Source organism: Streptomyces sp. NPDC001070 (genome assembly GCF_053598835.1).
In genome coordinates this window covers 26,642-53,313 of record NZ_JBSFLB010000044.1, presented here as the reverse complement: position 1 = coordinate 53,313, position 26,672 = coordinate 26,642, and the positions used below count along the sequence as shown (strand labels likewise).

The following is a 26,672-nucleotide window of genomic DNA, read 5'->3' as shown; positions in this document are numbered from 1 at the left end:
GCGTTCGAGCTCAAGGACCCCGGCCACCCCGCCAGCATCGTGGCCCGGCGCTTCAAGGACGCGCTCACCGACTTCTTCCGCACGGAGGCCCGGCGCGGCGGCGCGCGGGATCCCGAGCTGCTGGCCCGCCAGCTCACCATCGCCTTCGACGGATCCAGCTCCCGTACCGTGGTCCAGGACCAGCCCCTGGGCGGACTGGCCGTGGCCACCGCCACGGCCCTGCTGGACGCTGCGGGAACGGCCTGACAGCTCAGAGCTGCCGGACCGGACGGATCTCGGGGGTCAGCGCAGTGCGACCTCGCCCGCGTGGACGGCCCGCAAGGCGCGCTCGACGGTCTCCTGGTTCTCGCCGACCGGAGCCACGTAGCCGATGACGTCGCGCACGGCGTCCTCCCCGAGCGTCCGGCCGATCACCCACGCGGCGAGGTACTGGGACGCCAGGCAGCCGCCCGCCGTGGCGATGTTGCCCTCGGCGTGGAACGGCGCGTCCAGCACGGTGACGTCGCAGGCCTCGACAAACGGCCGGGTCTTCATGTCGGTGCAGGCCGGCATGTCACCCAGCAACCCGAGGTGCGCCAGCACCAGCGCGCCGGAGCACTGCGACCCGATCAGTTGTCGAGAGGGGTCGAGCGGCAGCATGGAGAGCAATCGGTCGTCGGCGACCACGTCGCGGGTCTTCACCCCGCTGCCGATCAGTACGACGTCGGCCTCGCTCACGAAGTCCATCGGGCGCTGCCCGGTCACCTCGACGCCGTTCATCGACGTGACCACGGGCGTCGGCGTCGTGATGAAGGCCTCCAGGCCATCCTTGCGGCAGCGGTTGATCAGTGCGGAGGCGATGAAGCTGTCCAGCTCGTTGAACCCGTCGAAAGTGACCACTGCGACCTGCATCACAACTCCTCCCACTCTGGCGTCAGATCTCCCGCGCCGGGATCGGGAGACCGGCCCTGCGGGACCGTTCCGGCCGAGGTAGTCCTCCGCCGGGTGGCGGCGGATCTTCACGGTGCCCCCAGTCTACGAGGTACGGCAGAGGGCCGGCGCCCAGCGCCTCCACCGTCGAGCGCCGCCTGGACCAGCTCGGCCGGACCGGCACGTTGCGTTTCCGCTGCGACTTCGCCCGCCCGCTGGGCGGCCGGCCCGTCGCCGTCACCTTCTGGGCCACGGTCCCACCCGCCGACCTGCCGCACATCGGCCATGCCCTCATCCGGCTACCCGACACCCGCGCCTGCCTCGCGCTGAGCGGCCCCCACAACCTCGTCCTGCAGGCCCATCCCCGCTCAGTCGAGGACGTGCTCCATTCCGCGGCCCGTACGAGCTCACCGAGCGGGGAAGCCGAGCCTCAGAACGATCTCGCCGTCGTCGATCTCCCCGGTGGGCTCGAACCCGAACTTCCGGTAGAAGGGCCACGGTTCGCCATCACCGGGCTCGTAACTGGTCAGCAGCTCGGTGGCACCGTCCTCGCGAACCAGGGCGGCGATCTGCGTGAGCGCCTCTCGGCCGATCCCTCGCTTCTGGTACCGCTTGTCGATGAGGAGGCGCCAGATGAAGTGCCGTCCTTTGAAGGGACCAGCCGGCGGTTTCCACGAAAGCATCACGAAGCCGACCGGCTCGTCGCCGCGGTACACGGCGCGGTACCAGGGATTGGCCTCCGGCTTCTTCGCCGCCTCCTTCAGCGACTTGGACACGGAGGCGACGAACTGCTTCTGGTCACGTCGGACGCGGAGGGCGCGAACGGCATCCCGGTTGTCATCGGTGATCTCCCGTAGGTGCACACCTGGGGACTTCATGCCACACCCCTTCCCGGATCCGGCAGGCATCCGGCTGCCGGGTCGTCCCGGGCGACGCGAGAGCCGTCACGGGCGGGCATGCCGATGCGCGCACGCGGTGTCGCGGACGCCAGGTCGGACGTCTTCGCAGCGTATTCGAGACAGGCGATCCGGAGCGGGACTGGCGCGCCGGGCTGTGATCACCTCCGAGGCAGTCCCTTGGTGAGGGCGGCAGCGGCCGTGGGTCGCGAGGTGGATCCGTGTGGTGTTCGGGCGGGTCCATCCAGGGTGTGCCGACGAGTTGCACTCCGGCAGGGGAAGCCACCGCAGTTGCGATGCGCCCTTCGGGAATACGTACGGCTCTCTCACTGCCCGGCAACGCCCGAAAGGGCCCGTCCGCAAGGTGACGGGCCCTCATCGACGCCACCACCGAACTCGTCGTGGCCGGGCGGTGCTGCGACGTCGACGGCAGGCAGCGCTGGCGGCATGTCCTTCACCCGGTCAGCGCTGGGTGCCCGCTTGGCTCAGGTCGATCCAGTCGCCGTTGCCCGCGGTGCGCAGGCGTTCGGCGAGGCCCGCGTCGTCGAACGCCTGCTCGATGTCGTCGCGGGTCTCACTGAAGTGCGCCCATCCGTCGCAGTGGGCGGCGACGACGACCGGTGACCCCAGTACGGAGGCGGCGGCGCCGGCCCGCTGCGCGGTCAGCGTCAGGGGCCGGCCGCGCATCTTGGACGGCACGCGCGCCGCGCCGACGAACAGGACGGCCACGTCGATGGGCGGCATGCGGCGGGCGATCTCGGCCACCACCGCGAGCGAGGCGTTGTCGCCGCTGATGTAGACGGTGGGCAACTCGTCCCCCGTCAGGACGAAGCCGGTGACCTCGCAGTTCACATGGCCCTGCTCGTCGCGTTCACCGTCGTCGGGACCGTGCTGGGCGGGGACGGCGTGAACGGTGACGGTGCCGCCGGCCGGGCGGGGCAGCTCCACGCTGTCCCAGACCGACAGCCCCTGGGCCGGCGCGCCCAGACGCCGCGCGGCGGAGGGTCCGGTCAGCACCAGCGGCGACCCGAGGGCGAAGGCGCGGCCGCGGGTGTCCAGGTTGTCGGGGTGGAGGTCGTGGCTGACCAGGACGGCGTCCACCGGCCCGAGGGCGTCCTCGGTGACGGCGGGCCCGGCGGTCTTGGTGAGGTATCCGTGGTCGCCGGGGTCGTCGAAGGTGGGGTCCGCCACCAGGCGCAGTCCGCCGATGTCGATCACGGTGGTGGGGCCCCCGAGGACGCTGACTGCGCCAGGGCGGCGGGCGGGGCTGATCCGGTCGGTCATGACGGCACCTTCGCTGTTGGACTGGTCGCAGAGGACCCGTCGCCGGGCCCTCGGTGACCTCACCACACCGACCGTGGGACCGGCGGCAGGTGAGCAATGGGATTTTGTGGAAGTTGTTCACCCCGGGCGACTCGGCGGGAACTGCGCACGCCACGGGCCCGTGGAAGACGCGTCCACGAGCGGTTCCTCATGCCGGTCGGTCGGGGGTACCCGAGGCCGGCTCGTGTCCCGCAGCGGTGTGATGCTGCCGGAGGGGCTGAATGGCCGGCGGCCGGCGGTGGCACCGCACCACGGTGGCGGGGGCGCTGCTGGAACTGCCCAGCCCTCGGGGCGGCCCGCCGCGCGTCACCGGTGGAGGCGGCCGACGATCCCGGCGTGTTTCGGGGCCGTCCGCGCTGTCCGCGAGCGGCGTGGCTTCATCGCCGGGGTCGACTCTCTCCAGAGGCCGCGTTGAGGGCCGCGCCTTCGTGGCGCACGGGCCGGCCGCCACCCGCCGGCGGCGGGTGCGCGATCACGCGGCGCTCCGGCGTGCGGCGCTGCGCATGGTGTGGCGTTCGGCAGGCGGCTGCTCGGCCCGTATGTCCGCGAGGAGTGCGGTGATCGCGGTCATGATGTCCTCGGTGGCCTCCTTGAGGACATCGGGCGTGAGCTCCCGGCCCTCGTGGCGGCTGAGGTCGACCGGCGGTCCGGCCACGACGTGGACGGTCTGCCGGGGGACCAGCCACACGCGGCGGTTGCCGCGGCCTCCGCGCGCGTACGGCGGCGCGATCCGGTGGGCGCCCCACTGGGCGACCGGGATGACGGGCGCGCCGGTCGTCAGGGCGATGCGTGCCGCACCGGTCTTGGCGGTCATCGGCCACAGCTGCGGGTCGCGCGTGACGGTGCCTTCCGGGTAGACCGCGACGCACTCCCCCTTGTTGACGGCGTCGATCGCGTTCCGTAGCGCGAGTGCGGCGTCGGCTGTTCCGCGGTGGACGGGGATCTGGCCGGTCTTGCGCAGCACCATGCCGACGAAGGGGATGGTGAAGAGGGAGGCCTTGGCGAGAAGGCGGGGCGGCCTGCCGCTGTTGTACTGGAAGTGCCCGTAGGTGAGCGGGTCGAAGTAGGAGATGTGGTTGACGACGGTGATGAAACCGCCTTCGGCAGGCATGTGTTCGTGCCCGCGCCACCGGCGTTCGACGAGGATGAACAGCACCGGTTTCGCGATGGCCGCGGCCAGCCGGTACCAGAAGCCGTAGGGATTGTGCGATCTGCCGGGCACCCCGGGTCCTCCTTTGCTTGCGCGGCGCGATCGGGCCGCTTGGTCGTGTCGCTCCCCGGTGCATGGCAGACCGGTGGCCTGTCAGGTGCCCGCGTCAGCCCCCGGTTGCCGTGGGATCCAGGCCCACAGGCGGGCGATTGCCGTCGTGCACTCCGTCGGCCGGTCATGGCGCGGGAGGATGCCCACCAGGCACGAAGGCACGGTTCGCGGCAGCCCCGCAGGGGCCTCGTGGACGTTGCGCATGGATTCTCTCGTGGGGGTGGGGATCCGGACTCGCGTTCGCCGCGGCGCGAACCGCCACGGGGCCGACAAACTACTTGACTCCGCAACATCCTAGGCGTCGTGTGGTTCGTCGATCAACTGTCGACCTTCGCGGGTGCGGGGGAGGACTCCCGGATTTGCTTGTAGCGTCAATCAATCGTAGGGTTTAAGCCTCACCTGTTGGGGACCGTCGGACGTGATCGAGCGGAGAAGCGTCTGACGTCAGGTCCAGGGGGACGGGGCGGGCCCGCCGGTCAATCCGGCGGGCCACCCGTATGCGGCGCGCCCGAGAAGTCCCCCGCGTACCGGATCGTGGTGGGCGTCTGCGGCGCGACGGAGGAGAGCTTCGGCGGTGCGACCCAGCGCGGTGGCTCGGGCCCGCCGGCAGGTGGCCGTGGAGCGGGCCCGGGTATCACGCCCGCAGCTGCACGGACATGTGCGAGGACAGTGCGCGGAGGAAGTCGGGCGCGTCGAAGATCGCGCCGGCGGAGGCGACACCGACGGTCGTGGTCCGTCCCGTGAGGATGCGGTCGACCGCCTCCGCGACGAGCGGCGCGGTGACGGCGTAGATGTCCTGCCCCTTCGCCACGGCGCGCCGTTCGCTGCCTCCGGAGCGCACGACGACATCGACGAGGAAGGTCTGCGCCGACCGCCCGTGCTCGTCGGCCGGGGCCGGCGGCGGCGTGTCGGGGGCCGACAAATCCCTGGCCGCCTCGGTCGTCATGTAGGTGCGCACTTCGGGGACGGACAGGTGGCTGGGAACGGTGACCACGTCGGCCATCGTGAACTCCCCGATGACGGCGCGGGGGCCCATCGGGCCGGGAAAGGGCCACGTGAGGGTCGGCGGGGCGTCGTGGCGGTATTCCAGTCGCCCGTTCGAGTAGCGGACGCGTCGCCCGTCCCGTCGCTGCCGGGAGACCGCGCCCGCGGCACGCGTGCCGGCGGTGGGGTGCCAACTGTTCAGCCCGTAGGCGATGTGCACCTCGTCCGCCGCCGTCCAGTCGCCCATCGCGGCGGTGGTCAGCAGGTCCCCGAGGCCGCCGTAGAAGGCCATGGCGGGCACGATCACCGCTCCTGCCGCCTGGGCGCGGTCCGTGAAGTGCGCGAAGGTATCGGCATTGGCCTCGATCTCGGCGGCCACGTCGACGTACGGGATTCCGGCGCGCAGTGCCGCCTCGATCACGGGGGCGGCCGTTGTGGCGAAGGGCCCGGCACAGTTGACCACGGCGGCCGCACCGGCCAGTGCGCGGTCCAGCGAGGCCGGGTCCTCGACCGAAGCCGGGACGGCGTCCAGTCCGGATTCGGATGCCGCGAGTACCTTCAGCTTGTCGGCATCACGCCCGGAGAGAATCGGGACGAACCCGCGATCCAGCAGTTGTGCCACCACGAAGCGCCCGGTGTGTCCGTACGCGCCGAACACCGACACCTTGAGCCCCGAACTCATGAATTCCTCCCCCTCATTGGAATGATCTGCTGCGATCAGCCGGGGATATCCTCGCGAGGGCGGGCACCGGACCGCGAGTGTCTGGAACGCCATGCCCCGTACAATTCCGGACATGGGCACTGTCGCGCTGGCCGTCACCGACGGGATGCTGCACTTCGAACTGTCCGTCGCCTACGAGGTCTTCGGCTCCGCCCCGGTCGACGTGGCGGGCCCCTGGTACGACCTGGCCGTCTGCGGGCCGGGCGCCGTACGGGCCGGCCGGTTCCGGCTGGAGCCCGACCACGGCCTCGACCGGCTCCCGGACGCCGACACCGTGATCGTCCCGGGCTGGGCCGACGTCGACGAGGACCCACCGGCCGAACTGGTCGACGCCGTCCGCGCGGCCCACGAGGCGGGCGCACGCGTGGCCTCCCTGTGCACCGGCGCGTTCGTGCTGGCAGCCGCGGGCCTGCTCGACGGGAGGCGCGCGACCACCCACTGGGCGCACACCGCAGTCCTGGCCGCCCGCTACCCCCGGGTCACGGTGGACCCGGACGTCCTCTACGTGGACAACGGCACCGTGCTCACCTCCGCCGGCAAAGCCGCCGCCATGGACCTGTGCCTGCACATCGTCCGCCTGGACCACGGCTCGTCGGTCACCAACGTTGTGGCCCGACGCCTGGTCGTGCCGCCGCACCGGGACGGCGGCCAGGCCCAGTTCGTCCCCACCCCGGCGCCCGCCCCGGACAGCCACCCGCTCGCCGAACTGTTCCCCTGGGCGATCGAACGGCTGGACCAGCCGCTGACCGTGGAGGACCTGGCCCGCCAGGCACGGATGAGCTCGCGCAACCTGGGCCGCCACTTCCGGTCGGTGACCGGCACCACCCCGCTGCAATGGCTGCTCACTCAGCGGATCCGCCACGCCCAGGAGTTGCTGGAGACCACCGACGACAGCGTCGACACCATCGCGTCGGCCACCGGCATGGGGACCGCCACGACGCTGCGCCGGCACTTCAACCGCACGGTCGGCGTGCCTCCCGACACCTATCGCCGCACCTTTCGCTTGCGGAGCCGCCCCGGCTTGGACGGCAGCGAGCCACACCGCCGACACCCCTGAACCCTGGGGGCGGAGCGTCCGGGATGGGCGCCTTGCTGTCCGTGGCGGTGGCCTCGTTGCGCAGGTCAGGGGCTACCCTGGCGACTTCGGGTCCTGCCCGTACGAGAGGGGGTGTGGTGGGGATGGCCGTCCGGGGTCCTTCGCCGAATACGCCCTCACCACACCGGACTTGCTGGTGCCCAAACCTTCGGGGCTGACGTTCGAGCAGGCGGCGGCCGTGCCGGTGGGGGCGGTGACCGCGCTGCGCGGCATACGGACCGTGGGACGGGCGCAGGCCGGGCAGCGCGTGCTGGTCAACGGGGCCGGTGGCGGCGTGGGCACCTTCGCCCTGCAGATCGCCGCGGCCCTGGACGCCGAGGTCACCGCGGTGTGCAGCGCCGCCAACGCCGACCTGGCGCGCTCATTGGGCGCCGCGCACGTCATCGGCTACGTCCGGCAGGACTTCACCGACGCACGCGCACACTACGACCTGATCCTCGACAACGTGGGCAACCACCCGCTCAGCCGGCTGCGCCGGGCACTCACCCGCGAAGGCACCCTGGTGGCCAACGGCGGTGGCTCGCCCGGCCGCCTGATCGGAGCGGTGGGTTCCATGCTGCGGCTGTTCGCGGCCAACACGTTCGTCCGGCAGCAGCTCCGCGTCATCCTCCCGGCAGCGCCGGCAGGACCCACCCAGGAAGACCTGCTCGCCGTCACCGCGCTCATCGACGCCGGCCGGCTCACCCCGGTGGTCGGCCAGACCTACCCACTGGCTGCTGCGGCCGAGGGCGTACGCCATGTGGAGCGGGGCCACGCCGGCGGCAAGGCCGTGGTCACGGTGGCGTGAGCGCATTTGCCGGTCTGGGTCGACCAGGTCGGAGCCTTGCCCAGGTGCGTACGGGGGTGCGCTTGCGCCCCTACAGCGCTGTGGCGGCGGGGAAGCTCAGTTCGAGCCGCCCGTCCAGCCTGGCGACCCGGATGCGCGACCCGCCCATCCAGTTGGGGAACAGGCTGAGGCTCACGTCGCGGCTGAGCGTTCGCTTGTCGACCGCGCGGGATCTGCCGGCGTGGGAAACGAATTCTCCGCCCTCGGTTCTCAGGCGGGCCTGAGGGACGACGGCCTGCGTGTTGCCGGGTCAAATGGCCATCGGTTGAGGCTGCTTGCCCACGATGGTCAGGAATTCCTCGGTGGTGAGGATGGCGTGCGCGTACGCGGGCGCGTTGACGTCGAAGGTCGCCTTCATCTCGTCCCAGTTGAAGGCGCCGATGGCGTCGCGGATGAGCGTGACGTGGTATCCGAGTTCCTGGCCGAACCGCGCTGTGGTGTCGACACAGGTGTTGGCCTTCATGCCGATGAATACGACCTTCTGAATGCGGTGCTGCTTCAGCAACATGTCCAGGTCGGTGTTGGCGAAGCCGCTCGAGGCCCAGTGCTGGCGCATGACCAGCTCTTCCTCGCGGGGTATGAAGTCGGGGTGCCACTCGGCTCCCCAGCTGCCGACGGCGAAGGTCTGCCCCTGGACGACGCGCTGCTGGGTGGGGGACAGGTGGTCCCACGTACGGTAGTCGTCGGGTGTCGTCTGGTGGTGGGGCACGATGAAGACGCGGAAGCCCAGTTCGCGTGCCGCAGCGAGCATGGCGCGCATGTTGTCGAGCAGGCCGATGCCTTCCGCCACCTCCTTTGCGGACGGCCACAGCTTTCCGCCTTCGGACAGGAAGTCGTTGTACGGGTCGATGATCAGCAGGGCTGTCTCGTCCGGAGGATAGGCGTTCGCTCGGTCGTTCATCGCTTCCTCGCTCCTGTCGCGTCGCGGATGCGCTACGTCTCCGTGTCACGCGGTGGCCGAGTTTCATGACGGCGGCTTGCGGGCTCGATACAGACGTCGATTGGCCGCACAACTTGTCACGACGTGGGTAACGCCCTGCTGCCCGAAGTTAAAGTCTAAACCGGTGCCGGTGAACCCGCTCTCTGCCGGCTGTTCGGGCGATCATGTGTAAAAGCAAATGACCAGGACTGACGCAGTGGAAGTGCCGCAGGCGAATTTCCCTGCCCCATCCCTGGTCGGCAATCCAGGACCACGCGGTGGCGGCCGTCCCCGCCGCGATCGCGGACGGCGCGCTGCGGGTCGGCGAGCAGGCGGTTCTGCCGCTGCACGCTTCCCGGTGGAGCGGGTCGCCGAGGCCCACGCGGCTGTGGAGCAGGGCGCCGTCGGCAAGGTCCTGATCGAGCTGCCCTGATCGTCCCGGACCGATCGAGCCGGGGCGGGATGTCGCCCCCGCCCACTGACGGCGAACGGGAGGGGCCGGCCGAAACCGGCCGTCCGGGTGGTCACCCGGACGGCACTGGACGCGGGCCCGGCGCTCGGGGGCCGCGAGCTCCGCAGGTCGATGCGCACCACCCCTGCACATAGGGGAGTGGCGGTGCTCGGTACGGTGGCCCGGGTGCGGACGTCCCGCGCCTGAAGGCAGATCAGTACTGCCGGCGCGGGCACGACCGGACAGCGGCCGGGCACCGAGGTGATCGGCCCGCCGGGATCGTGTCGGCCCGCCGCGCGGCCGCTGGGGGCGTCACCGCCACCGCGAGCTGGTCGCGATGGCCCGCAGTTGGGCCAGTGTCAGGATCGGCGTGGTGCGGGTCGAGGGGGCGTTCTGGCTCGGTGCCTGCCACTGCATGATGGTGACGTAGAGCCCGTCAGGATGCAGTACGTTCACCGCCTCGTGCCCGGGGTCCGTTCCGGGTGGTGCCTGCCGGGACTGGATCAGGGTGCCGTCGGCCAAGGGTGTCGTGCCGGCGAAGACGTGGCTGCGGATCGCGGTGGTGTCGGTCTGCCGTGAGACGTGCACCTCGAGCAGCGACTTGCCGTGGCCGTCGTCCACCCACAGCTGCCCGGACTGCCGGCCGTTGGGCGGACTCGAATGGGTCAGGCCGGTCGGCAGCAGCGCGGTCAGGGTGGCAAGGGCGCGGTCGGCGGGCAGTGCGCCGGTGAAGGTCGGCTTCGGGGTGGCGGATGCCGTGTCCGTGCCGGTCGTGGCCGAGGCCGCCGGACCGGCGAGCGTGGGGTCGTCTGTCCGCCCGTCGGACAGCAGTCCGGGAACGACCGCCGCGCCGAGCCCGACGAGCGCGAGTACGGCTGCTCCGCTCACGCCGACGGCCGCGGCGCGGCGGCGGCGCCTGCGCCGGCCGTCGCGGACAGCGGCCTGCAGAAATGCCGGGGTGCTGGGCGGCTCCAAGGTCAGGAGGGTGGCGCGGAGGGCTTCGGTGAAGTCTTCTTCGATGGGCATGGCGGGTCACCGCGTTTCGGGGGTCGGTGCGGAGGGCTGGGTAGGTGCCGCGGCACCGGGGTCAGGGGCTGACGAGCTCGGACAGGTCGTGGCCCAGAAGGTCCCGGATCCGGGCGAGCGCGCGCATGCTCTGGTTGCGTACCGCGCCCGGCCGGACCTGGAGGATCGCGGCGGTCTGCTCGACGCTGCGGTCCTCCCAGTAGCGCAGGAGCAGCACGGCCCGGTCCCGGGCGGAGAGCCGGCCGAGAGCGTCGAGCAACGTGACCCGCAGCGTGGCGTCGTGCTCGGTGGCGGCGCCGGAGTCCGGCAGGGTGTCGGTGGGCTGCTCAGAGCTGCTGCGCCGGCGGCGGTAGGACAAGTAGGTCCGTACGAGGACGGTATGGGTGTAGGCCGCTGGGTCGTCCACGTGCGCGATCTTGCGCCAGTTGGCATACATCCGGCCCAGCGTGTCCTGCACCAGGTCCTCCGCCAGGTGTACATCACCGCTGGTGAGCACACACGCAGAGCGGAACAGAGGTGCGAATCGCGCAGTGGCGAACGCCATGAAATCCTCTTCGTACCGGCGCTTCATCCGAGATCCTGTTCGTCGTCCACACTCTGAAGACGCTGTGGCCGCAGGGTTACGTCCCACCCGGAGGAGCAGAAATCCGGCCGCCTCGTGGGAACTTCCCTTCGGCGACGTCGGCGTCGGGCCGGAGTGGGGTCGGGACTGGGACTGGCGCGGTGGCTGTAGCTCCAGTTCCAGTGCGGGCCGCTTCAACCGGTGCGTGCGATTCTCCCGCACCGAGATCGCGTCGGACCGATCGGGCCGGCCACTCGGCCTGCGCCCGCGGTTCCGGACGCGGGGTGCGACGGCCCGATCCGCCGCCGGGCGGAACGACAACGTGCGGGCGGCGCGGAGCCGGCACGGTTGCCTGGTCAGGCGTCCCTCGAAACGAGCCGCACCCGTCCCAGGGCTGAACGGTGACGTACGCACCCGGACAGCTCTCTGACCAGCGGCGACAACCTCGCAAATCGAGACGGCGTTCTCGGCGTCACCGTCCACCCGTGCGGGGACATCCAGGTATGACCTTCCTCGGTGTGGACATCGGCACATCCAGCAGCAAGGGCGTCCTGGTCGACGCCGGCGGCACGGTGATCGCGACCGCGGTGCGCGAGCACGCCGTCTCCCGTCCGAGACCAGGACACGTCGAGATGGACGCCGAGGCGTGGTGGCAGGAGTTCCGCGGCATCACCCGCGACCTGCTGTCCGTCGGCGAGCGGGTTGAGGCGGTCGGCGTCAGCGGCATGGGCCCGTGCGTCACCCTGGCCGACGCCGCGAGCCGGCCGCTGCGCCCGGCCATTCTCTACGGCGTGGACACGCGGGCCGTGACGCAGATCGCCCGGCTCGAGGCCGAACTCGGCCGTCAAGCCGTCCTCGACCGGTGCGGCAGTGTGCTGTCCACGCAGGCGGTGGGGCCGAAGGTCGCTTGGGTGGCCGAGCATGAGCCGGAGGTGTTCACCGCCGCACGGCGGCTGTTCATGCCGGCCTCGTTTCTCGCCCACCGGCTCACCGGCGCCTATGTGCTCGACCATCACTCGGCCAGCCAGTCCGTCCCCTTCTACGACACCAGGGCGCAGGACTGGTACCGCCCTTGGGTGGACGCGGTGTGGCCGCACGCGGACCTGCCCGAGCTGCGCTGGCCCGGTGACCAGGCCGGAACGGTGACGGCCGAGGCGGCAGCGGCGACCGGGCTCTCCCCGGGCACGCCCGTCCTCACCGGAACCATCGACGCCTGGACCGAGGCCGTCAGCGTCGACGCGACACGACCAGGCGACCTGATGCTCATGTACGGCACGACGATGTTCCTCATCGCCACCGTCGCCGGGCAGCCGCGCGTTCCTGAGCTGTGGAGCACCGTCGGGGCCTTCCCCGGCACCCGCTCTCTCGCCGGCGGCATGGCCACCTCCGGGGCGGTCACCGACTGGCTGCGCGGCCTGTTCGGCTCACCCGAGCGCGCCGTCCTGCTGGCGGAGGCCGCGGACAGCGGCATCGGCGCACGCGGTCTCGCGATGCTCCCGTACTTCGCCGGCGAGCGCACCCCGATCGCCGACCCCGACGCTCGCGGGGTGATCGCCGGCCTCACCGTCGAGCACACCCGCGGCGACCTCTACCGGGCCGCGCTGGAGGCCACCGCCCACGGCGTACGCCACAACATCGAGGCCATGCGACACGCAGGCGCCGAAGTCGAGCGGGTCGTCGCAGTCGGCGGAGGCACGCAGGGCAGGCTCTGGACACAGATCGTCTCCGACGTCACCGGGCTGCCCCAGGACATCCCCAGCATCACCGTCGGCGCCGGCTACGGCGCCGCCCGGCTTGCCGCCCAACTCGCCGACGAAGCGGCAACCGCGACGTGGAACCCCGTACGCGAGCAGCGCGTACCGGACCCGGCCGCGACGTCCGCGTACGACCGGCTGCACAGCCTGTACCGGGGCCTGTATCCGGCGACACGCGACACGGTCCACGCCCTCGCTCGGCTCCAGCGTGAAGCCGAAGGAGCGGCGAGCGCCGAGCGGGACAGCTGACCTTCGGCGGCCTGGGTTCGCCAGGGGGAGCTCAACGGGGCCACTGCGGGGGCCTGCGCGTGGTGCCGCCGCGATGAGCCGGATCTTTGGTCCCGAGCCCGCCGCGGAGACGGCCATCGAACGGCGGCCACCGATGTTCCGGAGACGTGAGACTTGCCTCTCACGAAATGTGAGAGGAAACTCTCACGTCATGGACCTCGGCAATCGTTTGGGCGACATCGAGATCACTGATCCGCAGACGATGCGGGCGCTGGCGCATCCAGTGCGGCTGGCGATCCTTGAACGCCTGCAGCGGCACGGGCCGGCGACGGCGACGCAACTCGCGCCCGACGTGGGAGCGACCCCGTCGGTGACCAGCTGGCATCTGCGGCATCTGGCGAGCTTCGGGCTGGTCCGCGATGCCGAGCCAGGCCCGGATCGCCGGCAGCGGCGGTGGGAGGCGGTGGCGCGCGGCTTCCGGTTCGAGGCGCCGAGGGATCCAGACGACGAGGAGGGCATGTCGGCCGCGCGGGTCCTGTCCCGGGAGATGTTCCTGCGCTCCGGAGACCTGGCGAACCGGTGGGCTGCCGAGGTCGAGCCCGAGCTCGAACCGGCGTGGCGGCGGCTTGCGGGGCTGGCCAACACCCGCGTCGTCGTCTCCGCCGACGAACTCGCCGCCATCGAGGACGCGATCGAACTCGTCCTCGCGCCCTACGTGACGCGTGACGAGGCCGCGCGTCCGGCCGACGGCCGCGGCGTCCGGCTGCTGCGGTACGTCCTGCCCGAGGGCGCCGAGGATCAGACCGGCGGCACGTCATGAGCGCCACGGACCGGGCATTACCCGTATCGCTCTGGCGCGACAGGCGGTTCCGGCGCTTCTGGGCCGGCCAGTCGATCTCACAGTTCGGCGACCGGATCACCGAACTGGCCCTGCCACTGATCGCGGTGGGCGCGCTGCACGCTTCGGCGAACGAGGTGGCCTGGCTGACCGCGCTCATCTGGACGCCGAACCTGCTCGCGATCGTCCTCGGTGCCTGGGTCGACCACCGCATCCACAAGCGGCGCCTGATGGTTCTCGCCGACCTGGTCCGCGCCGCAGTGCTCGTCTCCCTCCCGGCCGCCTGTCTGCTGGGGGCAGTGACCCTGGGCCAGTTGTATGCCGTCGCTGTGCTGACGGGCGCTGCCGGGGTGCTGTTCAACACCGCCTATCCGCCGTTCTTCGCCCACCTGGTGCCCCGGTCGTCCTACGTCGACGCGAACAGCAAGCTCAGCGCCAGCCGGTCCGCGTCATACGTTGCCGGCCCGGCGATCGGCGGTGCTCTGGTCCAGGCGTTGACCGCTCCCGTCGCCGTCGTCGTCGACGCCCTGACGTACCTGGCGTCCGCGGTTCTGGTCGGTCGGGTTTCGATCGCCGAACCTCCAGCCGCCCACGACCAAGCGGCACCCCCGCTGCTGCGGCGTGCCAGGGAGGGACTGGTGTTCGTCGTCCGTCACCCGGTGCTGAGGGCGAGCCTCGGGTGCGCGGCGACCGTCAACTTCTTCACCTTCGTCGCGGGCAGTGGACTGATCGTCCTGTTCGCCAACCGGAACCTCGGACTGACCGCGGGAGTCATCGGCATGGCGTTCGGGATCGGCGCCACCGGCTCGCTCCTCGGCGCGGTGATCGCCCCGAAGATCTCGCGACGGTTCGGAGTCGGTCGCAGCATCGCCGTGGGCGCTGTGTCGTTCCCGGCACCGATCGCCATCGCCGCTGCTGCGGGCGGCCCTCTCTGGGCGCGCGCCGGATCCTTGGCCGTGACCGAGTTCCTCTCCGGCGTCGGCGTCATGCTGTTCGACGTCAACCTCAACTCCCTTCAGGCGGCCGTGATCCCCGATGGCATGCGCAGCCGCGTCGCGGGCGCCTACGGCACGATCAATTACGGCCTACGCCCTGTGGGCGCCGTCCTCGGAGGCCTCCTCGCCACCCTCATCGGCCTCCGGGCGACCCTCCTCATCGCCGCTGTCGGCGGAGCGCTGTCGCTGCTCTGGCTGCTGCCCTCGCCGATACCACGCGTCCGCTCCCTGACTTCCGGCGATCCGGTGGCTCCGGACAGGGACTCGGACTCGAAGGCAGGCGACGTTCCGTCGCCGGCGTCGCGATAGGATCGCCGGCCGTAACTCGGCAAAAGCGGCACCAGATCGACTGATTCACCTTTCCGGGTCGGTGGCCTGACGGCGGGCGAGAATTATGCCCCCGAGCTTGCTCTCGGCTGAGGTGAGAGTTCTGTGTGTCTCGACGGCGAAGCCGGCATCGTTGAGCCACGCAAACATCCGGTCGTGCTGCCGACGATGGACATAGACGTTCATCGGGTGCCCGCCGTAGCCCTGAGTCTTCAACTGCGACTCGTCACCGACGTGGAAGCCGAGTAGCAGTGGCCCGCCGGGCCGAAGCACTCGCCGGAATTGCGCGAAGACCGAGCCGATCTCGTCGTCGGGGATGTGGATCAGCGAGTACCAGGCGACCAGGCCGGTCACCGAGGCGTCGGCGAGGGCGAGGTCCGTCATGGAGCCGAGATCGAACCGGAGGCCGGGGTGATCACGCCGGGCCACCTCGATCATTCCGGACGACAGGTCGATCCCGAACGCGTCCACGCCCAGTTGACACAGGTGAGCCGTGATCCTCCCCGTCCCGCATCCCACGTCCGCAACCGGGCCCCCGCCCTGGGCGCGCACGATGTCGGCGAACAACGCCAGGACAGCGCGTTCCTCGGGCGCTTCATCCAGAAGGTGACGTGTCAGGTCTGCATAACCAGCAGCGACGGTGTCGTATGACGTCCGCGTGTCTTCCAGCCAGCCGTCAGTGTCCGGTCCCGTTCCCACGACCGCAGGCTACCCAACAGCCCAAGCGGGATGGCCCCTTGGTTCGGAGAAGGATGGACGACATCAACCGATGACGGTCTTCCCCGTGGTCGTCGGGACCGGACGAGCCACCCAGGCATTTCTCTCCGTACTGCTCGCTCGGCACCTCTTCGAGATCCAGCGGGTTGTGGTCGTGCACCACTCCTTCTGCGGTGGCAGTGCCGTTACCGGCGAAGGCGTGAGTGCGCGAGCCTTCGCGTCGACGGCACCGATGACGACTGCGGGCGACGTCGCATCCTCGTGCTCGGGTTCGTGGAAGGGCGTGTCGGTATCCAGCTCCCATGTGCCGCGCCGGTCGGCCTGGTATGCGGCCCTGCCTGCCGGCGCCCCGTCCATCACCAGACGTCGCATGGCCGGATCGTTGTTCTCGAACATCGGCGGCCGCCCGCTCTCGAGTGCCTGTATGTGGATGCGCTCGTGGACCGCCACGCCATGGGAGGCGGCGGCGTCCCGCCACGGTGGGAAGCCGCCGCCCACCCTCCGTCCCAGCCCTTGCTTCATCTATCGAATGTCGATAGGTTTCCATCGTAATTCGATGGAGGGATGGGTCGTGGGAAAGCTGACAGTACGTGCGCTGCGCGCCGTGCTCGTGGTGGTGCTCGCCGGCACCGTGTTCGTGCAGGCAGGGATGGTGTGGGCGTTGATCGCCGACCCGGAGGACGGGTCGCTTCCGCTGACCCCGCTGCGCGTGATCACGATCCTGGGCATGGTGTCGGTCCAGGTCGCCCTGGTCTGCGTATGGCGGCTGGTGTCGATGGTGCGACGCGGAACCGTGTTCTCCCACGCCGCTTTCCGGTACGTGGACGGCGTGATCGGCGCGATCGTGGCGGCTGCTCTCGTGTGGTTCGCGGTCACGGCCATCAATGCGCCCGGCCAGCGGGACGACCCGGGCGTCACCGTCATCATGGGCGGGATCGGCCTGGCCATCCTGGGGGTGGCGCTCATCGTGCTCGTGCTGCGGATGCTGCTCGCCCAGGCCGTCGCGCGCGACGTCGAAGCGGCGCGGATGCAGGCCGAGTTGGACGAGGTGATCTGATGCCGATCGCCGTCGACATCGACGTGATGCTGGCCAGGCGGAAGATGTCCGTGGGCGAGCTCGCGGACCGCGTAGGGATCACGCCCGCCAACCTGGCGGTACTCAAGAACGGCCGCGCCAAGGCGGTGCGCTTCGCGACGCTCGCCGCGCTCTGCGAGGTGCTCGAGTGCCAGCCTGGCGACCTGCTGCACTGGGAGGCCGAGGACGGCGCGGGCGGATGACGTGCCCCAGGGCGGGCGTGAAAACGGACCATCTCGCCCCAAGAGACCGGTGAAAAAAGTCTCTGGCTCCCGCCTGGCGAAGCCTCGGTCCGCGAGGATGGTCTGCCCTGCGTGAACGAGGCGGTGGTGGCGTTCCAGCAGCGCGGTCATCGCCTCCCGCTCGCCGACTTGGTGTCGGCCAGGCACCGGGTCACCGGCACGCCTCGGCGGCGTCCGGCAGGCAGAGCCGGAGGTCCCGGAAGAGCACGGAGCCGCGACTACGGCGCCGGGGCCGGCAGTCACGCCGCTGAGGTTGGACTCGTGATGCCGGATCGACAGGAGTGGGCGAAGCCATCGGTGAGCGGGACGGCGGGCAACACACCGTTGTGCAGGCGCCGTACCGGTGATGTAGTGATCACGGCGCGCAGGCCGCCCGCCAGCGCCGCGCGGTTCCCCGCAGCGCGCCGGGGGAGCCCCGGTGCCTACTCCTGGAGGGCGTAGCGGAAGACCCGCGAGTCCCGCACCTGGAAACCGAGCCGCTCGTACAGCCGGTTCGCGGCCTGCCGTGACGGGCGCGAGGTGAGGTCCACCGTGCGGACTCTCGCCGCGTCCGCCAGGCGCAGCGCCTCCTCCGTGAGGGCGGCGCCGACGCCGTACCCCCGGGCGGCCTCGTCGACCACCACGTCCTCGATCCAGGCCCGCAGCCCGGTCGGAAGGGGGAACATCACCAGCGTGAGCGTCCCGACGACCCGGCCGTCGACCCGGGCGACCAGCACCGTGCTGGCGTCGGCGGCGAGGACCCGCTGCAGGGAGTCGTGGTCCAGCGGGGCGGCACTGCTCGACAGCTGGGGCAGGAGGCGGGCGAACGCCTCGACCATCTCGTCGTCCGCCTCGCGGACGACCGCAACCTCAACGCTCATGATCCCCACTCTATTCAGTGCGTCACGGCACCGGGCCGCATCAGGCGTGCCCGGGGCGCGGCCCCACAGGGGGCTGCCGCGACCAGTCTTCGGAGCAGCCGGGCGGCAGGCCACCACTGCTGGTCCAGACGGTGGACGGGTCTCCCGGCAGCCCCGCCGCCTGGCCGGGGGACGCCACCTGGATCTGCCTGCTGCTGAGTACCCGGCGGGAATCCCAAGGCGCCGGGGCATATCAGGAAGTTGATGCCTGCAGTTCGGAAAGCTGGGCGGCGGGCCAACGGAATTGGCCGTGAAGGTCGGTTTCAGGTAGCGCGTGCGGGTCTGCGAAGTAGGCGCCACGGTCACCGTGTTCCCCTTCGAGACGTCGAAGGTGTATGGCGTCGCCGGTGCGATGATCCACCGGTCGTGGCGGTTCGTACTGCCTTCGATGTCGATGGTCTGGCGACGCATGTTCCACTCCGCGACGGGCGGCAGGTCCAGCACCAGCCGGCGGACGTCGGCGGACGCGCCGAGGTCTGCCTCCAACTGTTGGGGAGGCGCGTTGTTGGGGCTTTCCCGGCAGGACCTGCTGTCCCCGGCGACGGTGGTTGGAGGGGACAGGGTTCTGCGTGAAGCTGCCGGCAGTCACCATCCTGTGCCGTGCCGGGTTCGTGCTGCCGATCGGGGGTCGACTGGGAGCAGGCGAAACGACGACCCATGAGGCGCCAGGCCCTTCAGCAGAGCGGTCGGCACGGGGTCCTCCGGCTCCAGCGCGCAGGCGCCGGGCGCAGCCTGTCCAGCCGATCGGTATTCACGGAGGTATACGCGGGTGCATACTGCGTGTATGGCTGACACCACCGTGAAGATCGACACTGAGACGCGGGACCGCTTCGCGGCCCTGGCCGCGGCCCGTGGCCTGAGCGTGCGCGCCTACCTTGCCGAGCTGGCCCTCGCGGAGGAGAACCAGGCGAAGCTGGGCAGGGCAACCGATGCCTTCCGCGCGGCCGTGAGGCGTCCCGGCTTCGCCGAGGGCTTCGACCGTGACTTCGGAGGTGCGCCCGCACGGGCCCCGCACCGGGCGGCCTGACCCTTGGACCTGCTGATCGACCACCGCTGGCTCCTGGAGCGCCAGGAAGACCTGCTCGGGAAGGACCTCGGGGTCCGGGACTACTCCGGCCTCGTCGCCGCCGTGGCGCGCCACCGCGTGAACACCCCGAGCCTCGACGTCGACGCGCCCGACGCCTACTGGCGGGCGGCCGCGCTGCTGGACACGATCGTGCTGCAGCGACCCCTGCCCGCCCGCAACGAGCTGTACGCCTACGGCGTCGCCGTCGCCTACATCCAGGCCTCGGGCGAGACGGTGGACGCCTCCTACGAGCAGTGGCGCGACCTCATCACAGACCTCCGCTCCCTGCGCCTGACCGTCTTCGACGCCGCCGACCGACTCCGCTCCTGGCGGACCCCGCCGCAGTGACTGCCGCCGTGGCCCCGCCTCTTGCGTGGCGGCGCCACGGCGGGGGCGCGTGGCAAGCCGGCCCGTGGCACCGGACTCCCGGCTCCATGCATGCCCAGTGGGCCACCATGCGAATGCGAGGTACTCCGTCGCCGCCCGATTCCGTGGCACCCGCGTCCGCGACCGCCGGCCGGGTCGGGCCGACTGGGCGGCGGACCCCGTCTCGGGAGACCGCGGTCAGGTGTCGAGAGCCCTCAAAGTCGCGTGGACCAGGGGCAGCAGTTCCGCCAAATCCACCGTCGCGAGCTCGTCCAGCGTCCCCGCGCCCCGGGCCAGCAGTACCCCGAGGAATGCGGCGGCCGCCACTTCGGCCCGCAGCTGCGGCCGGTCCAGTCCGTCGCGGGCGAACCGCTCGCGCAGCGGGTCGACCAGGCGGAGGTGGAGCTGGGCGCGGGCGGCGTCCTGCACGGTGGGGTCGGCGTGGGCGTGGACGGCCGACCAGAAGACGGGGCCGGCGCTACGCCGGTTCCTGCGTTCGAAGAGAGCGCGGAGGCGTTCGGGGTCGAGCAGGTCCGGCGGGGGCGCGTCGCCCATCTCCGCCCGCAGCACGGCGATGTACAAGGCGCTCTTGTTGCCGAAGTACCGTGCGATCAGGGCCGGGTCGACGCCCGCGCGCTCCCCGATGTCGCGGGTGGTGGTGCGGTCGAAGCCCCGCTCGCCGAAGAGTTCGCCCGCCGCCTGCAGCAGCAGTTCGCGGCTGCGCACGGAGTCCCGCCTGCGGGACGGCGTGCCGTCGGTCACCGCACCACCTCCTGCACTTCGTCGTCGCCCGGCGTCCGAGGCGCAATGGCCGCGCCCGGTAGGGGGGTTGCGACCGCGCCACGTCGACGTCGCGGCGGCAGGACCGCGGTCACGACGATCATGGCCAACCATACCGCGCAGGCCAGCAGGGCGGCCGTCCGGTAGCCGTCGCCCGTGGGCAGCGCGTGGCCTGCGGCGGTGTGGGCCTGCAGGACGGTGGCGCTCAGCACGCTTCCGGTGGAGTAGCCGACATAGCGCAGCACCTGGTTGAAGCTCATCGCGCTGCCTGTCTCGTGCGCGGGCACGGAGCCCACGATGAGCCCGGGCAGCAACGCGAACAGCCAGCTGATGCCGAAGCCGGCCACCGCCATGACGGCGAACAGCTCCCACAGCCGGCCGTGAGCCAGGGCGAAGGCCAGCACGGCGGCCAGGGAGACCGCGCACCCGACCGGCAGCACCAGGGCGATTCCGGCCCGTCGAGCCAGCAGCGGCACGATCCGGCCGGCGGCCATGCTGGCGAGGGAGTACGGCAGCAGTACCAGCCCTGTGACGGCCACGGAGGCACCGAACCCGTAGCCGGCCTCGCGCGGCGTCTGCACGAACCTGGTGACCGACGACAGCAGAAGGTACATCCCGAGACCGGCCACCAGCGCCGTCACACTGGCGGTCAGCACATTGCGGTCCCTGATCAACCGCAGGTCGACCAGCGGCTGCGAGGTCCGCAGCTCGTGCACGACCCATGTCCCGAGCAGCAGTGCGGAGATCCCGGCCAGGGCGAGCAGCCGCCCCGAGGTCCAGCCCCAGAGCTCGGCCTCGCTCAGCGCGAGCAGCAGCCCGGCGAGCGCGGCGCCGAGCAGCAGCGCACCGGGAACGTCCAGGCGCGGTGCGGCACGGCGCGGTGACGGCGGCAGGACCACGACGGCGGCGGTCAGCGCGGCGGCACTGACCGCCGCTCCGAACCAGAAGCCGGCGTACAGCCCGAAGGACTGGGCGATCAACCCGGTGACCGGGTAGCCCAGGCCGACCCCGGCGACGGTGGTGATCGACAGCATCGCCACCGCCGGGCGCGCCCGCTCCGACGGCAGGGCGTCCCGGGCGGTGGCGATGGCCAGCGGGATGAGGCCAAGGCCCAGGCCCTGCAGCGCCCGTCCGGCCACCAGACAGCCGATGCCCAGCGGCAGCGCCGCCAGGACGCAACCGGTCAGCACCGCCATCAGTGCGCCGAGGATCACCGCGCGGCGGCGCGGTCCGTCGCCCAGCCGGCCCATCACCGGTGTGACCACCGCCCCCACGAGGAGGGTGACGGTCAGCGACCACTGCGCGCCGTTCAGGGAGACGTGCTCCTCGGCGGCGATGGTGGGCACCAGCGGGGCGCCGAGGCTGCTGACCACGGCGACCAGCATGCCGAGCGATATCAGTACCGGGACCAGAGCGCGCTGCCGCCCGGACCGCGGCTCTCCCGTTGGTGGGCTCTCCACGACTCTCCCTGGATGTCATCAAATGATGTCATCAAGTGTAGTCATCGAGTGATGGCATCTATTCCACGGGCCGGGCTCACAGGGCCCCGCCCGTACAGGTGTCCGGTGTGGGGGCTTCGCGTGCGCTCAAGGGTCCAAGTTCCGGACCGCGGTGCGTCGCCGGCAACTGCGTCGCCGTCAACCGGTCTTCAGGGCCCTCGCCGGAGGGGCTTGACGAAACCGCACGGGGGCTCGTCGTCGGGGTGCGGGTGGCGCGAGGTACGGGCGGGGGTCCGCGGGCCGGGTCGGCGTTCGGGTGGCATGCACGGGCCGGCCTCGGTGTGGGTGCCGCCGCTGCCGGGACGGTTTTCCCGGCTTCTGATACCGCTTGGCGCGTCGCAAATACCGCGGCTTCGCGTGCTACCCGGCGGTGACGAGTCCGATGAGCAGCAGGGCGATGTCGTCCATGCGGGGGGCGGTCTGCCGTGCGTGGTCGATCAGGGCCGTGGCGAGCTGGTCCATGGGCTGGGGCGGGGTCTGGGCGAGCTGGGCGGCGAGGGCGGCCATGGCGTCGTCCAGATCGCCCCCGGGGGTCTCGACGAGTCCGTCGGTGTACAGGGCCAGAACGGTGCCGGGCTCCAGCGGGATCTCGGTGGTGGGATAGTCCGCTTCCGGGTCGATGCCGAGCAGCAGCCCCGGCGGCACACGGAGGACCTCCGTGTGCCCGTCCGGGTGCCGCAGAACCGGCGGGGGGTGCCCAGCGCTGGCCAGGACGGCCCGGCGGTGTGCGAGGTCGAGCTGGGCGTACAGGCAGCTGACGAAGCGGCCCGGGTCCAGGTCGACCAGCCGGCGGTTGGCCTGGGCGAGCGCCTGCGCGGGCGTCGCCCCGCTGGCGGCGTGGGAGCGGATGGAGAGGCGGCAACGGCCCATGAGTGCGGCGGCGGTGACGTTGTGCCCCTGGACGTCGCCGATGACGGCGGCCGCGGTGGTGTCGTCCACCCGCACCAGGTCGTAGAAGTCGCCGCCGATGTCCATGCCGCGGACCGCGGTCAGATAACGGGCGGCCACATCCAGTCCGGGAAGGTCCGGCAGCGAGTCGGGAAGCATGGCGGCCTGCAGGGTCTGCGCCAGCTCCTTGCTGGTGTCGTACAGGCGGGCCCGTTCCAGCGCCTGTGCGATCAGTCCCGCGAGCGCGGTCAGGACGGTCCGCTGATTGCCGGAGAAGCGGTGGGGCCGGTCGAAGGCGAGCACGCACAAGCCCACCGGGCGTCCGGAGGCGATCAGCGGCAGATAGGCCCAGGCATGCAGACCGTCCTGGCGGGGGGCGAGCGGGTAGGCGCGGACCACCTCCTCGAAGGTGGCGAAGAAGTTCGGCACGCCGCCGGCGAGGGTGCCGACCGTGGCCGGGGAGGTCACTGTCGCTCCGTCGAAGAGCCCCGGGGGATAGGGGTTGTAACCCCGGCAGCCGATGAGGCGCAGCCTGCCGTCCTCGATCACGAACAGGGCCAGGGTGCCGGCGTGGAAGGCCGGCAGCATCTCGTCGGCAACCAGGTCGACCACGTCACCCACACCGACGGCCTCGGAGAGGGCGGCGGCCAGGTGCAGCACCTGATAGAGCTCGCCCAAGGGGATCGGCTCGGCCTCGGGCACCCCCGTCCCGGCGGGCGCTGCCGTGGAGGTGCGGCCGGGATCGGCCGGCACGATGCGGACGCTCACCCCGGAACCGTCGGGGTAGAGCTCGAATGCGAGCCACCGGTCCGGCGGGACCATGGCGGTGAAGAATCCCGGCTGCCGACTGACCACGGCGGCACGGAAACGGTCCTCGAAGGCCGGGTCGGTGGACCAGGGCAAGGCCTGCCAGGGGCGCCTGCCGAGCAGATCGGGGATGCTGCCGCCCAGCAGATCGGCGGCCGTGGCGCTGAGGTAGGTGAATCTGCCCTCGAGGTCGAGGGTGCAACTGCCTCCCGGCAGGCGTTCGGCGAAGTGCGCTGCGGCCTGCGCCTCGGCCGGCTCCCACGTACGGGTGGGTGGCCGGGGCAGCGTGCGCGGCAGCGCCGCGGGAGTGACCGGGCTGCCGTCGTCGGCGGCGTCCCGCAGGAACCGCCCCAGGCGCCTACAGACGGAGCCCACCAGATCGGGGTCCGGGTCGGCAAGTTCGGCGGTGTCGCAGCAGGGCCAGAACAGCAGCAGCGCGCCCCAGGCGGTGGCGCCGGTGAGGATCGGCGCCGCGGCCACCGCGAAGTGGTACGGCAGGGCGATCGCCGTGCGCGGGTAGCGACGGGCCAGCTCCTGGGGGTGGCCCAGCCACACCAGCCGTCGCTCGCGCACCGCCTCCGCTACCGGAACAGGACTCGCCAGCCCCACCCCAAGCCAGGGCGCCAGATACTCCGCGGGCATGCCGGTGGTCACCTCGAGCCGCAGCGCCTGCCCGTCGGGCGCCAGCAGGAAGACCGCTCCCGCGTGCGCGCCCGTGTCGCGCACGGCGAGGTCCAGCAGCCGGTCCAACTCCGCCCGGAGTGCCGACCTGCCGGCGTCGGGAGGGGCGGCCCCGTACGCCTGAGCGACGCCGTCGTCCCGTGCAGGGCGCATAGCACAACCGTACGTCCGGACCGGCTCCCCCTGCCCGCAGGGCGCGGCCGCCGGTCCGGCTCCTCGCCGGCCTGCCGTGGGGACAGCCGCCGCGCCGGCCCCGCCCCGGGCCGCGATGTGCAGTATTCGGGTCTCAACCAGCTCCTTTTCCCTCTTTGGGAAGAGGAGCACGAAACTTTGGAATGCGTGCACCGGGAGGCGCTGCGAGTGGCGCTGGGTTTCGACCAGGGAGCACCGCCCGAGTGGTCTCTCGTCTCCGATGCCGCCTTGGTACTGCTCCGCCATGCCGCTGTCGCAACGCCGATTCTTTTGATCGTCGACGACCTCCAGCGGATGGATGGGCGAGCGCGGCAGTGCTGGGATTCGTAGCGCGCCGGCTTCAGGGAAGCCGCCTCGGGTTCCTGGCCGCTGCCGGCAAGGAAGGCCGCGGTTACTTCGGAGGCGGCAGATATGCCGAACACGAGGTCGCGCCGTTGGACGCGCAGACGTCGCGGCTTCTGGTCGACTCACGTCATCCGGACCTTGCCGGGCCCGTCGCGGAGTGCGTGCTCACCGCCGCCCAGGGCAATCCGCTGGCTCTGGTGGAACTGCCGGCGCCGCTGAGCGGACCGCAGCGTTCGGGACTGGAGCGCCTGCCTGACCCGCTGCCTCTCAGCCGGCGTCTTGGCGAGGCTTTCGGCTCGCGTGTGGCGGACCTGCCCGGGGACACGCGTCGTCTGCTGCTGGTGGCCGCCCTGGAGGGGGCCGGCGATCTGGCGTTCTGCAGTCCGCCGCACTGAGGCTCGCTGTCGCGCGGCTCTGGCGATCTTCGAGGAACTACGTGCCCGGCCATGGGCGGACCGCGCACAACGCGTGCTCCAGGCAAGCGGATGGATGGCCAAGCGCGCCGACGGCACGGACGCCGTCAGGCTCACCCCGCAGGAACGGGAGATCGCCCACCTCGCGGCCTCGGACCTGACCGACAAGCAGATCGCCGAGCGGCTCTGTCTCTCCCCCCGCACCGTGGGGGGTCACCTGGGCAGGGCCTTCCCCAAACCGGGGATCACCTCCAGGGCCGCGCTCCGCGATGCCCCGACCACCTTGGACCGGCGGTAACCGCGGGGGCACGTCGTCCCCCATGGCCTGCATGTAGGGGCAAGGGGCCGTGCGCCACGAGGCAAGGAGCCAGAGCCGGCTCACACCTACGGTCGAAGTGTCCCAGCGGGGGTGACCGTGAGGAAGTGACGCCGATGACGGACATCGAACAGTTCGAGGAGGAGCGGGACGACGAGCGGCCGGTACGGCACCTGGCCGTCGCGGGCGTCCTGGCGTGGATTCCCGCGGTCATCGCGCTGTGCGCGCTGTGTGCGACCCTGCCGTTGTACAGCCATCCGAGCTTCGCGTGCGGCCTCGCGCCGCTGGTCACCGCGGCGGCCGTGACGGCTGTGCTGAGCCGTCTGAAGAACAGCTACCGTCACCGGGCGGCGCTGGCGCGTGCGGTGTCCGACACCGTGCAACGGGTTCTGCTGCGGCCTCTTCCCGGGCGTATCGGTGCTCTGCGGCTGGCCTCGGTCTACCGTGCCTTTGGGGGTGTGGGGCAGGTCGGCGGCGACCTTTATGCGGTCGCGCGGACGAACGGGGCGACCCGGCTGATCATCGGTGATGTGTGTGGCAAGGGCCTGCCCACGTTCGGTGACGTCGCGGCCGTGCTCGGGGCCTTCCGTGAATGGGCCCCGCGCACCGCCACCCTGGTCGAATTGTCGGCGCGTTTGGAGGAGAGCTTCCTGCGCCACCTGGCGGAGAGCGACGACACAGCACGCGCGAGGGACGAGCGCTTCGTGACGGTGCTGCTGCTGGAGGTGCCGGACGGCGAGCGGTTCGCCCGTATGGTCAACCACGGTCATCCGCCACCCATTCGGGCTCACCGGGGGTCCGTGGCCCTCGTATCGGGCTGCCCCTCACCGCCGCTGGGCCTGCACGGTCTGAGGGATATCGGCGCGATCGAGGAGCGCTTCGAACTCGCTCCGGGAGACGGGCTGTTGCTGTACACCGACGGGCTCATCGAGGCTCGCGACGCCGCTGGGCGCTGCTATCCACTCCTGGACCGTGCGACGGCATGGAGGTGGATTCGGCAGGGCGTGGCGTACCACGAATGCCTGCCGGAAGCGCTTGGGGAGATTCTCCAGGACCTCGTCGCTCACGCCGGAGCCCTGCCGGAGGACGACCTCGCGATGGTTGCGCTGACGCGGGTCGACGGGGGACCGGCTGCCACTGCGCTTCCCCGGCCGGCCGGGGAAGCACGCGGCGAAGACAGCGGATACCTGCAGAATTGATCGATTGCCGACTGTCGAGGGACCCCTGTCCGCGTTGCCGCTGACACCAACTGGGAGCTCACATGGTGCAG

25 protein-coding genes and 2 pseudogenes are annotated in these 26,672 nt (G+C 71.3%); 13 read left to right on the top strand and 14 right to left on the bottom strand.

Annotation, left to right across the window (positions count from 1 at the left end):
- Positions 1-246, top strand: a pseudogene (locus tag ACWDAS_RS36805) (TetR/AcrR family transcriptional regulator); the annotation flags it as partial.
- Positions 247-282: 36 nt separating this feature from the next.
- Here the strand turns inward: ACWDAS_RS36805 and ACWDAS_RS36800 are convergent.
- From ACWDAS_RS36800 to ACWDAS_RS36780, 5 genes are all read right to left on the bottom strand, one after another.
- On the bottom strand, positions 283-891 hold the full coding sequence (locus ACWDAS_RS36800; protein WP_450399631.1) for an AraC family transcriptional regulator: 609 nt from the start codon (positions 889-891) through the stop codon (positions 283-285).
- 425 nt (positions 892-1,316) lie between these two features.
- Positions 1,317-1,787 carry a GNAT family N-acetyltransferase gene (locus ACWDAS_RS36795; RefSeq protein ID WP_450399629.1) on the bottom strand — a complete coding sequence of 157 codons (471 nt, stop codon included), beginning with the start codon at positions 1,785-1,787 and terminating at the stop codon, positions 1,317-1,319.
- Between the two features lie 480 nt (positions 1,788-2,267).
- Positions 2,268-3,089 (bottom strand): MBL fold metallo-hydrolase, encoded by an 822-nt coding sequence (locus ACWDAS_RS36790; protein ID WP_450399626.1) that lies wholly within the window; start codon positions 3,087-3,089, stop codon positions 2,268-2,270.
- A gap of 511 nt (positions 3,090-3,600) precedes the next feature.
- On the bottom strand, positions 3,601-4,350 hold the full coding sequence (locus ACWDAS_RS36785) for a lysophospholipid acyltransferase family protein (RefSeq protein WP_450399623.1): 750 nt from the start codon (positions 4,348-4,350) through the stop codon (positions 3,601-3,603).
- Positions 4,351-5,023: 673 nt separating this feature from the next.
- Positions 5,024-6,055: a saccharopine dehydrogenase family protein gene (locus ACWDAS_RS36780; RefSeq protein ID WP_450399622.1), complete on the bottom strand. Its 1,032-nt coding sequence runs from the start codon at positions 6,053-6,055 to the stop codon at positions 5,024-5,026.
- Between the two features lie 112 nt (positions 6,056-6,167).
- Here ACWDAS_RS36780 and ACWDAS_RS36775 point away from each other — a divergent pair, with 112 nt between their 5' ends.
- Entirely contained in the window at positions 6,168-7,151 is a 984-nt protein-coding gene (locus ACWDAS_RS36775) for a helix-turn-helix domain-containing protein (RefSeq protein WP_450399620.1), read from the top strand.
- 58 nt (positions 7,152-7,209) lie between these two features.
- A pseudogene (locus ACWDAS_RS36770) lies at positions 7,210-7,977 on the top strand (NAD(P)-dependent alcohol dehydrogenase); the annotation flags it as partial.
- 289 nt (positions 7,978-8,266) lie between these two features.
- Here ACWDAS_RS36770 and ACWDAS_RS36765 read toward each other — a convergent pair.
- The 3 genes from ACWDAS_RS36765 to ACWDAS_RS36755 form a co-directional block, all read right to left on the bottom strand.
- The gene (locus ACWDAS_RS36765) at positions 8,267-8,917 is read right to left on the bottom strand and encodes a cysteine hydrolase family protein (protein ID WP_450399617.1); all 651 of its coding nucleotides are present in this window, start codon (positions 8,915-8,917) and stop codon (positions 8,267-8,269) included.
- Positions 8,918-9,698: 781 nt separating this feature from the next.
- Entirely contained in the window at positions 9,699-10,412 is a 714-nt protein-coding gene (locus tag ACWDAS_RS36760; protein WP_450399616.1) for a hypothetical protein, read from the bottom strand.
- 61 nt (positions 10,413-10,473) lie between these two features.
- Complete coding sequence (locus ACWDAS_RS36755) at positions 10,474-10,983, bottom strand: SigE family RNA polymerase sigma factor (RefSeq protein ID WP_450399613.1); 510 nt, start codon at positions 10,981-10,983, stop codon at positions 10,474-10,476.
- A gap of 494 nt (positions 10,984-11,477) precedes the next feature.
- Between ACWDAS_RS36755 and ACWDAS_RS36750 the strand changes: the two genes are divergently transcribed.
- The 3 genes from ACWDAS_RS36750 to ACWDAS_RS36740 all read left to right on the top strand — a co-directional run bounded on the left by ACWDAS_RS36750 (position 11,478) and on the right by ACWDAS_RS36740 (position 15,098).
- Positions 11,478-12,977, top strand: a complete 1,500-nt coding sequence (locus tag ACWDAS_RS36750; RefSeq protein ID WP_450399611.1) for an FGGY-family carbohydrate kinase — start codon at positions 11,478-11,480, stop codon at positions 12,975-12,977.
- A gap of 190 nt (positions 12,978-13,167) precedes the next feature.
- A complete protein-coding gene (locus tag ACWDAS_RS36745) occupies positions 13,168-13,776 on the top strand; it encodes an ArsR/SmtB family transcription factor (RefSeq protein WP_450399609.1) in 609 nt (202 codons plus the stop codon).
- Complete coding sequence (locus tag ACWDAS_RS36740) at positions 13,773-15,098, top strand: MFS transporter (RefSeq protein ID WP_450399607.1); 1,326 nt, start codon at positions 13,773-13,775, stop codon at positions 15,096-15,098. The genes ACWDAS_RS36745 and ACWDAS_RS36740 overlap by 4 nt, the downstream gene beginning before the upstream one ends.
- A 45-nt stretch (positions 15,099-15,143) precedes the next feature.
- Here the strand turns inward: ACWDAS_RS36740 and ACWDAS_RS36735 are convergent, their stop codons facing one another.
- Together ACWDAS_RS36735 and ACWDAS_RS36730 are read right to left on the bottom strand one after the other, a co-directional pair.
- The gene (locus tag ACWDAS_RS36735) at positions 15,144-15,815 is read right to left on the bottom strand and encodes a class I SAM-dependent methyltransferase (protein ID WP_450399605.1); all 672 of its coding nucleotides are present in this window, start codon (positions 15,813-15,815) and stop codon (positions 15,144-15,146) included.
- A 63-nt stretch (positions 15,816-15,878) separates the two neighbouring features.
- The gene (locus ACWDAS_RS36730; protein ID WP_450399604.1) at positions 15,879-16,355 is read right to left on the bottom strand and encodes a hypothetical protein; all 477 of its coding nucleotides are present in this window, start codon (positions 16,353-16,355) and stop codon (positions 15,879-15,881) included.
- Between the two features lie 49 nt (positions 16,356-16,404).
- Here ACWDAS_RS36730 and ACWDAS_RS36725 point away from each other — a divergent pair, with 49 nt between their 5' ends.
- Positions 16,405-16,890 (top strand): DUF2975 domain-containing protein, encoded by a 486-nt coding sequence (locus ACWDAS_RS36725; RefSeq protein ID WP_450399640.1) that lies wholly within the window; start codon positions 16,405-16,407, stop codon positions 16,888-16,890.
- The gene (locus tag ACWDAS_RS36720; protein ID WP_450399602.1) at positions 16,890-17,111 is read left to right on the top strand and encodes a helix-turn-helix domain-containing protein; all 222 of its coding nucleotides are present in this window, start codon (positions 16,890-16,892) and stop codon (positions 17,109-17,111) included. The genes ACWDAS_RS36725 and ACWDAS_RS36720 overlap by 1 nt, the downstream gene beginning before the upstream one ends.
- A 461-nt stretch (positions 17,112-17,572) precedes the next feature.
- On the opposite strand, the gene ACWDAS_RS36715 is transcribed toward ACWDAS_RS36720, so the two are convergent.
- Positions 17,573-18,079, bottom strand: coding sequence for a GNAT family N-acetyltransferase (locus ACWDAS_RS36715; protein WP_450399638.1), 507 nt, complete (start codon positions 18,077-18,079; stop codon positions 17,573-17,575).
- 754 nt (positions 18,080-18,833) lie between these two features.
- Between ACWDAS_RS36715 and ACWDAS_RS36710 the strand changes: the two genes are divergently transcribed.
- Both ACWDAS_RS36710 and ACWDAS_RS36705 read left to right on the top strand, forming a co-directional pair.
- A complete protein-coding gene (locus ACWDAS_RS36710) occupies positions 18,834-19,076 on the top strand; it encodes an antitoxin MazE7 (RefSeq protein WP_450399600.1) in 243 nt (80 codons plus the stop codon).
- Positions 19,077-19,079: 3 nt separating this feature from the next.
- Positions 19,080-19,463, top strand: coding sequence for a toxin Doc (locus ACWDAS_RS36705; RefSeq protein ID WP_450399598.1), 384 nt, complete (start codon positions 19,080-19,082; stop codon positions 19,461-19,463).
- Between the two features lie 216 nt (positions 19,464-19,679).
- On the opposite strand, the gene ACWDAS_RS36700 is transcribed toward ACWDAS_RS36705, so the two are convergent.
- The 3 genes from ACWDAS_RS36700 to ACWDAS_RS36690 all read right to left on the bottom strand — a co-directional run bounded on the left by ACWDAS_RS36700 (position 19,680) and on the right by ACWDAS_RS36690 (position 24,289).
- Positions 19,680-20,243, bottom strand: a complete 564-nt coding sequence (locus tag ACWDAS_RS36700; RefSeq protein ID WP_450399595.1) for a TetR family transcriptional regulator — start codon at positions 20,241-20,243, stop codon at positions 19,680-19,682.
- Positions 20,240-21,721, bottom strand: coding sequence for an MFS transporter (locus ACWDAS_RS36695; RefSeq protein ID WP_450399592.1), 1,482 nt, complete (start codon positions 21,719-21,721; stop codon positions 20,240-20,242). The genes ACWDAS_RS36700 and ACWDAS_RS36695 overlap by 4 nt, the downstream gene beginning before the upstream one ends.
- A 399-nt stretch (positions 21,722-22,120) precedes the next feature.
- Positions 22,121-24,289: a SpoIIE family protein phosphatase gene (locus tag ACWDAS_RS36690; RefSeq protein WP_450399590.1), complete on the bottom strand. Its 2,169-nt coding sequence runs from the start codon at positions 24,287-24,289 to the stop codon at positions 22,121-22,123.
- A 353-nt stretch (positions 24,290-24,642) separates the two neighbouring features.
- Between ACWDAS_RS36690 and ACWDAS_RS36685 the strand changes: the two genes are divergently transcribed.
- The 3 genes from ACWDAS_RS36685 to ACWDAS_RS36675 all read left to right on the top strand — a co-directional run bounded on the left by ACWDAS_RS36685 (position 24,643) and on the right by ACWDAS_RS36675 (position 26,601).
- Entirely contained in the window at positions 24,643-25,068 is a 426-nt protein-coding gene (locus ACWDAS_RS36685; RefSeq protein WP_450399587.1) for a hypothetical protein, read from the top strand.
- Between the two features lie 94 nt (positions 25,069-25,162).
- The gene (locus ACWDAS_RS36680) at positions 25,163-25,384 is read left to right on the top strand and encodes a response regulator transcription factor (protein WP_450399584.1); all 222 of its coding nucleotides are present in this window, start codon (positions 25,163-25,165) and stop codon (positions 25,382-25,384) included.
- A gap of 134 nt (positions 25,385-25,518) precedes the next feature.
- Complete coding sequence (locus ACWDAS_RS36675; RefSeq protein ID WP_450399583.1) at positions 25,519-26,601, top strand: PP2C family protein-serine/threonine phosphatase; 1,083 nt, start codon at positions 25,519-25,521, stop codon at positions 26,599-26,601.
- The last annotated feature ends 71 nt before the right edge of the window (positions 26,602-26,672 follow it).

What these genes read in the sequence shown, in the direction of transcription:
- ACWDAS_RS36800 (WP_450399631.1), bottom strand. Translation starts at nt 891, where the DNA reads ATGCAGGTCGCAGTGGTCACTTTCGACGGGTTCAACGAGCTGGACAGC.
- ACWDAS_RS36795 (WP_450399629.1), bottom strand. Translation starts at nt 1,787, where the DNA reads ATGAAGTCCCCAGGTGTGCACCTACGGGAGATCACCGATGACAACCGG.
- ACWDAS_RS36790 (WP_450399626.1), bottom strand. Translation starts at nt 3,089, where the DNA reads ATGACCGACCGGATCAGCCCCGCCCGCCGCCCTGGCGCAGTCAGCGTC.
- ACWDAS_RS36780 (WP_450399622.1), bottom strand. Translation starts at nt 6,055, where the DNA reads ATGAGTTCGGGGCTCAAGGTGTCGGTGTTCGGCGCGTACGGACACACC.
- ACWDAS_RS36775 (WP_450399620.1), top strand. Translation starts at nt 6,168, where the DNA reads ATGGGCACTGTCGCGCTGGCCGTCACCGACGGGATGCTGCACTTCGAA.
- ACWDAS_RS36765 (WP_450399617.1), bottom strand. Translation starts at nt 8,917, where the DNA reads ATGAACGACCGAGCGAACGCCTATCCTCCGGACGAGACAGCCCTGCTG.
- ACWDAS_RS36760 (WP_450399616.1), bottom strand. Translation starts at nt 10,412, where the DNA reads ATGCCCATCGAAGAAGACTTCACCGAAGCCCTCCGCGCCACCCTCCTG.
- ACWDAS_RS36755 (WP_450399613.1), bottom strand. Translation starts at nt 10,983, where the DNA reads ATGAAGCGCCGGTACGAAGAGGATTTCATGGCGTTCGCCACTGCGCGA.
- ACWDAS_RS36750 (WP_450399611.1), top strand. Translation starts at nt 11,478, where the DNA reads ATGACCTTCCTCGGTGTGGACATCGGCACATCCAGCAGCAAGGGCGTC.
- ACWDAS_RS36745 (WP_450399609.1), top strand. Translation starts at nt 13,168, where the DNA reads ATGGACCTCGGCAATCGTTTGGGCGACATCGAGATCACTGATCCGCAG.
- ACWDAS_RS36740 (WP_450399607.1), top strand. Translation starts at nt 13,773, where the DNA reads ATGAGCGCCACGGACCGGGCATTACCCGTATCGCTCTGGCGCGACAGG.
- ACWDAS_RS36730 (WP_450399604.1), bottom strand. Translation starts at nt 16,355, where the DNA reads ATGAAGCAAGGGCTGGGACGGAGGGTGGGCGGCGGCTTCCCACCGTGG.
- ACWDAS_RS36720 (WP_450399602.1), top strand. Translation starts at nt 16,890, where the DNA reads ATGCCGATCGCCGTCGACATCGACGTGATGCTGGCCAGGCGGAAGATG.
- ACWDAS_RS36710 (WP_450399600.1), top strand. Translation starts at nt 18,834, where the DNA reads ATGGCTGACACCACCGTGAAGATCGACACTGAGACGCGGGACCGCTTC.
- ACWDAS_RS36690 (WP_450399590.1), bottom strand. Translation starts at nt 24,289, where the DNA reads ATGCGCCCTGCACGGGACGACGGCGTCGCTCAGGCGTACGGGGCCGCC.
- ACWDAS_RS36680 (WP_450399584.1), top strand. Translation starts at nt 25,163, where the DNA reads ATGGCCAAGCGCGCCGACGGCACGGACGCCGTCAGGCTCACCCCGCAG.
- ACWDAS_RS36675 (WP_450399583.1), top strand. Translation starts at nt 25,519, where the DNA reads ATGACGGACATCGAACAGTTCGAGGAGGAGCGGGACGACGAGCGGCCG.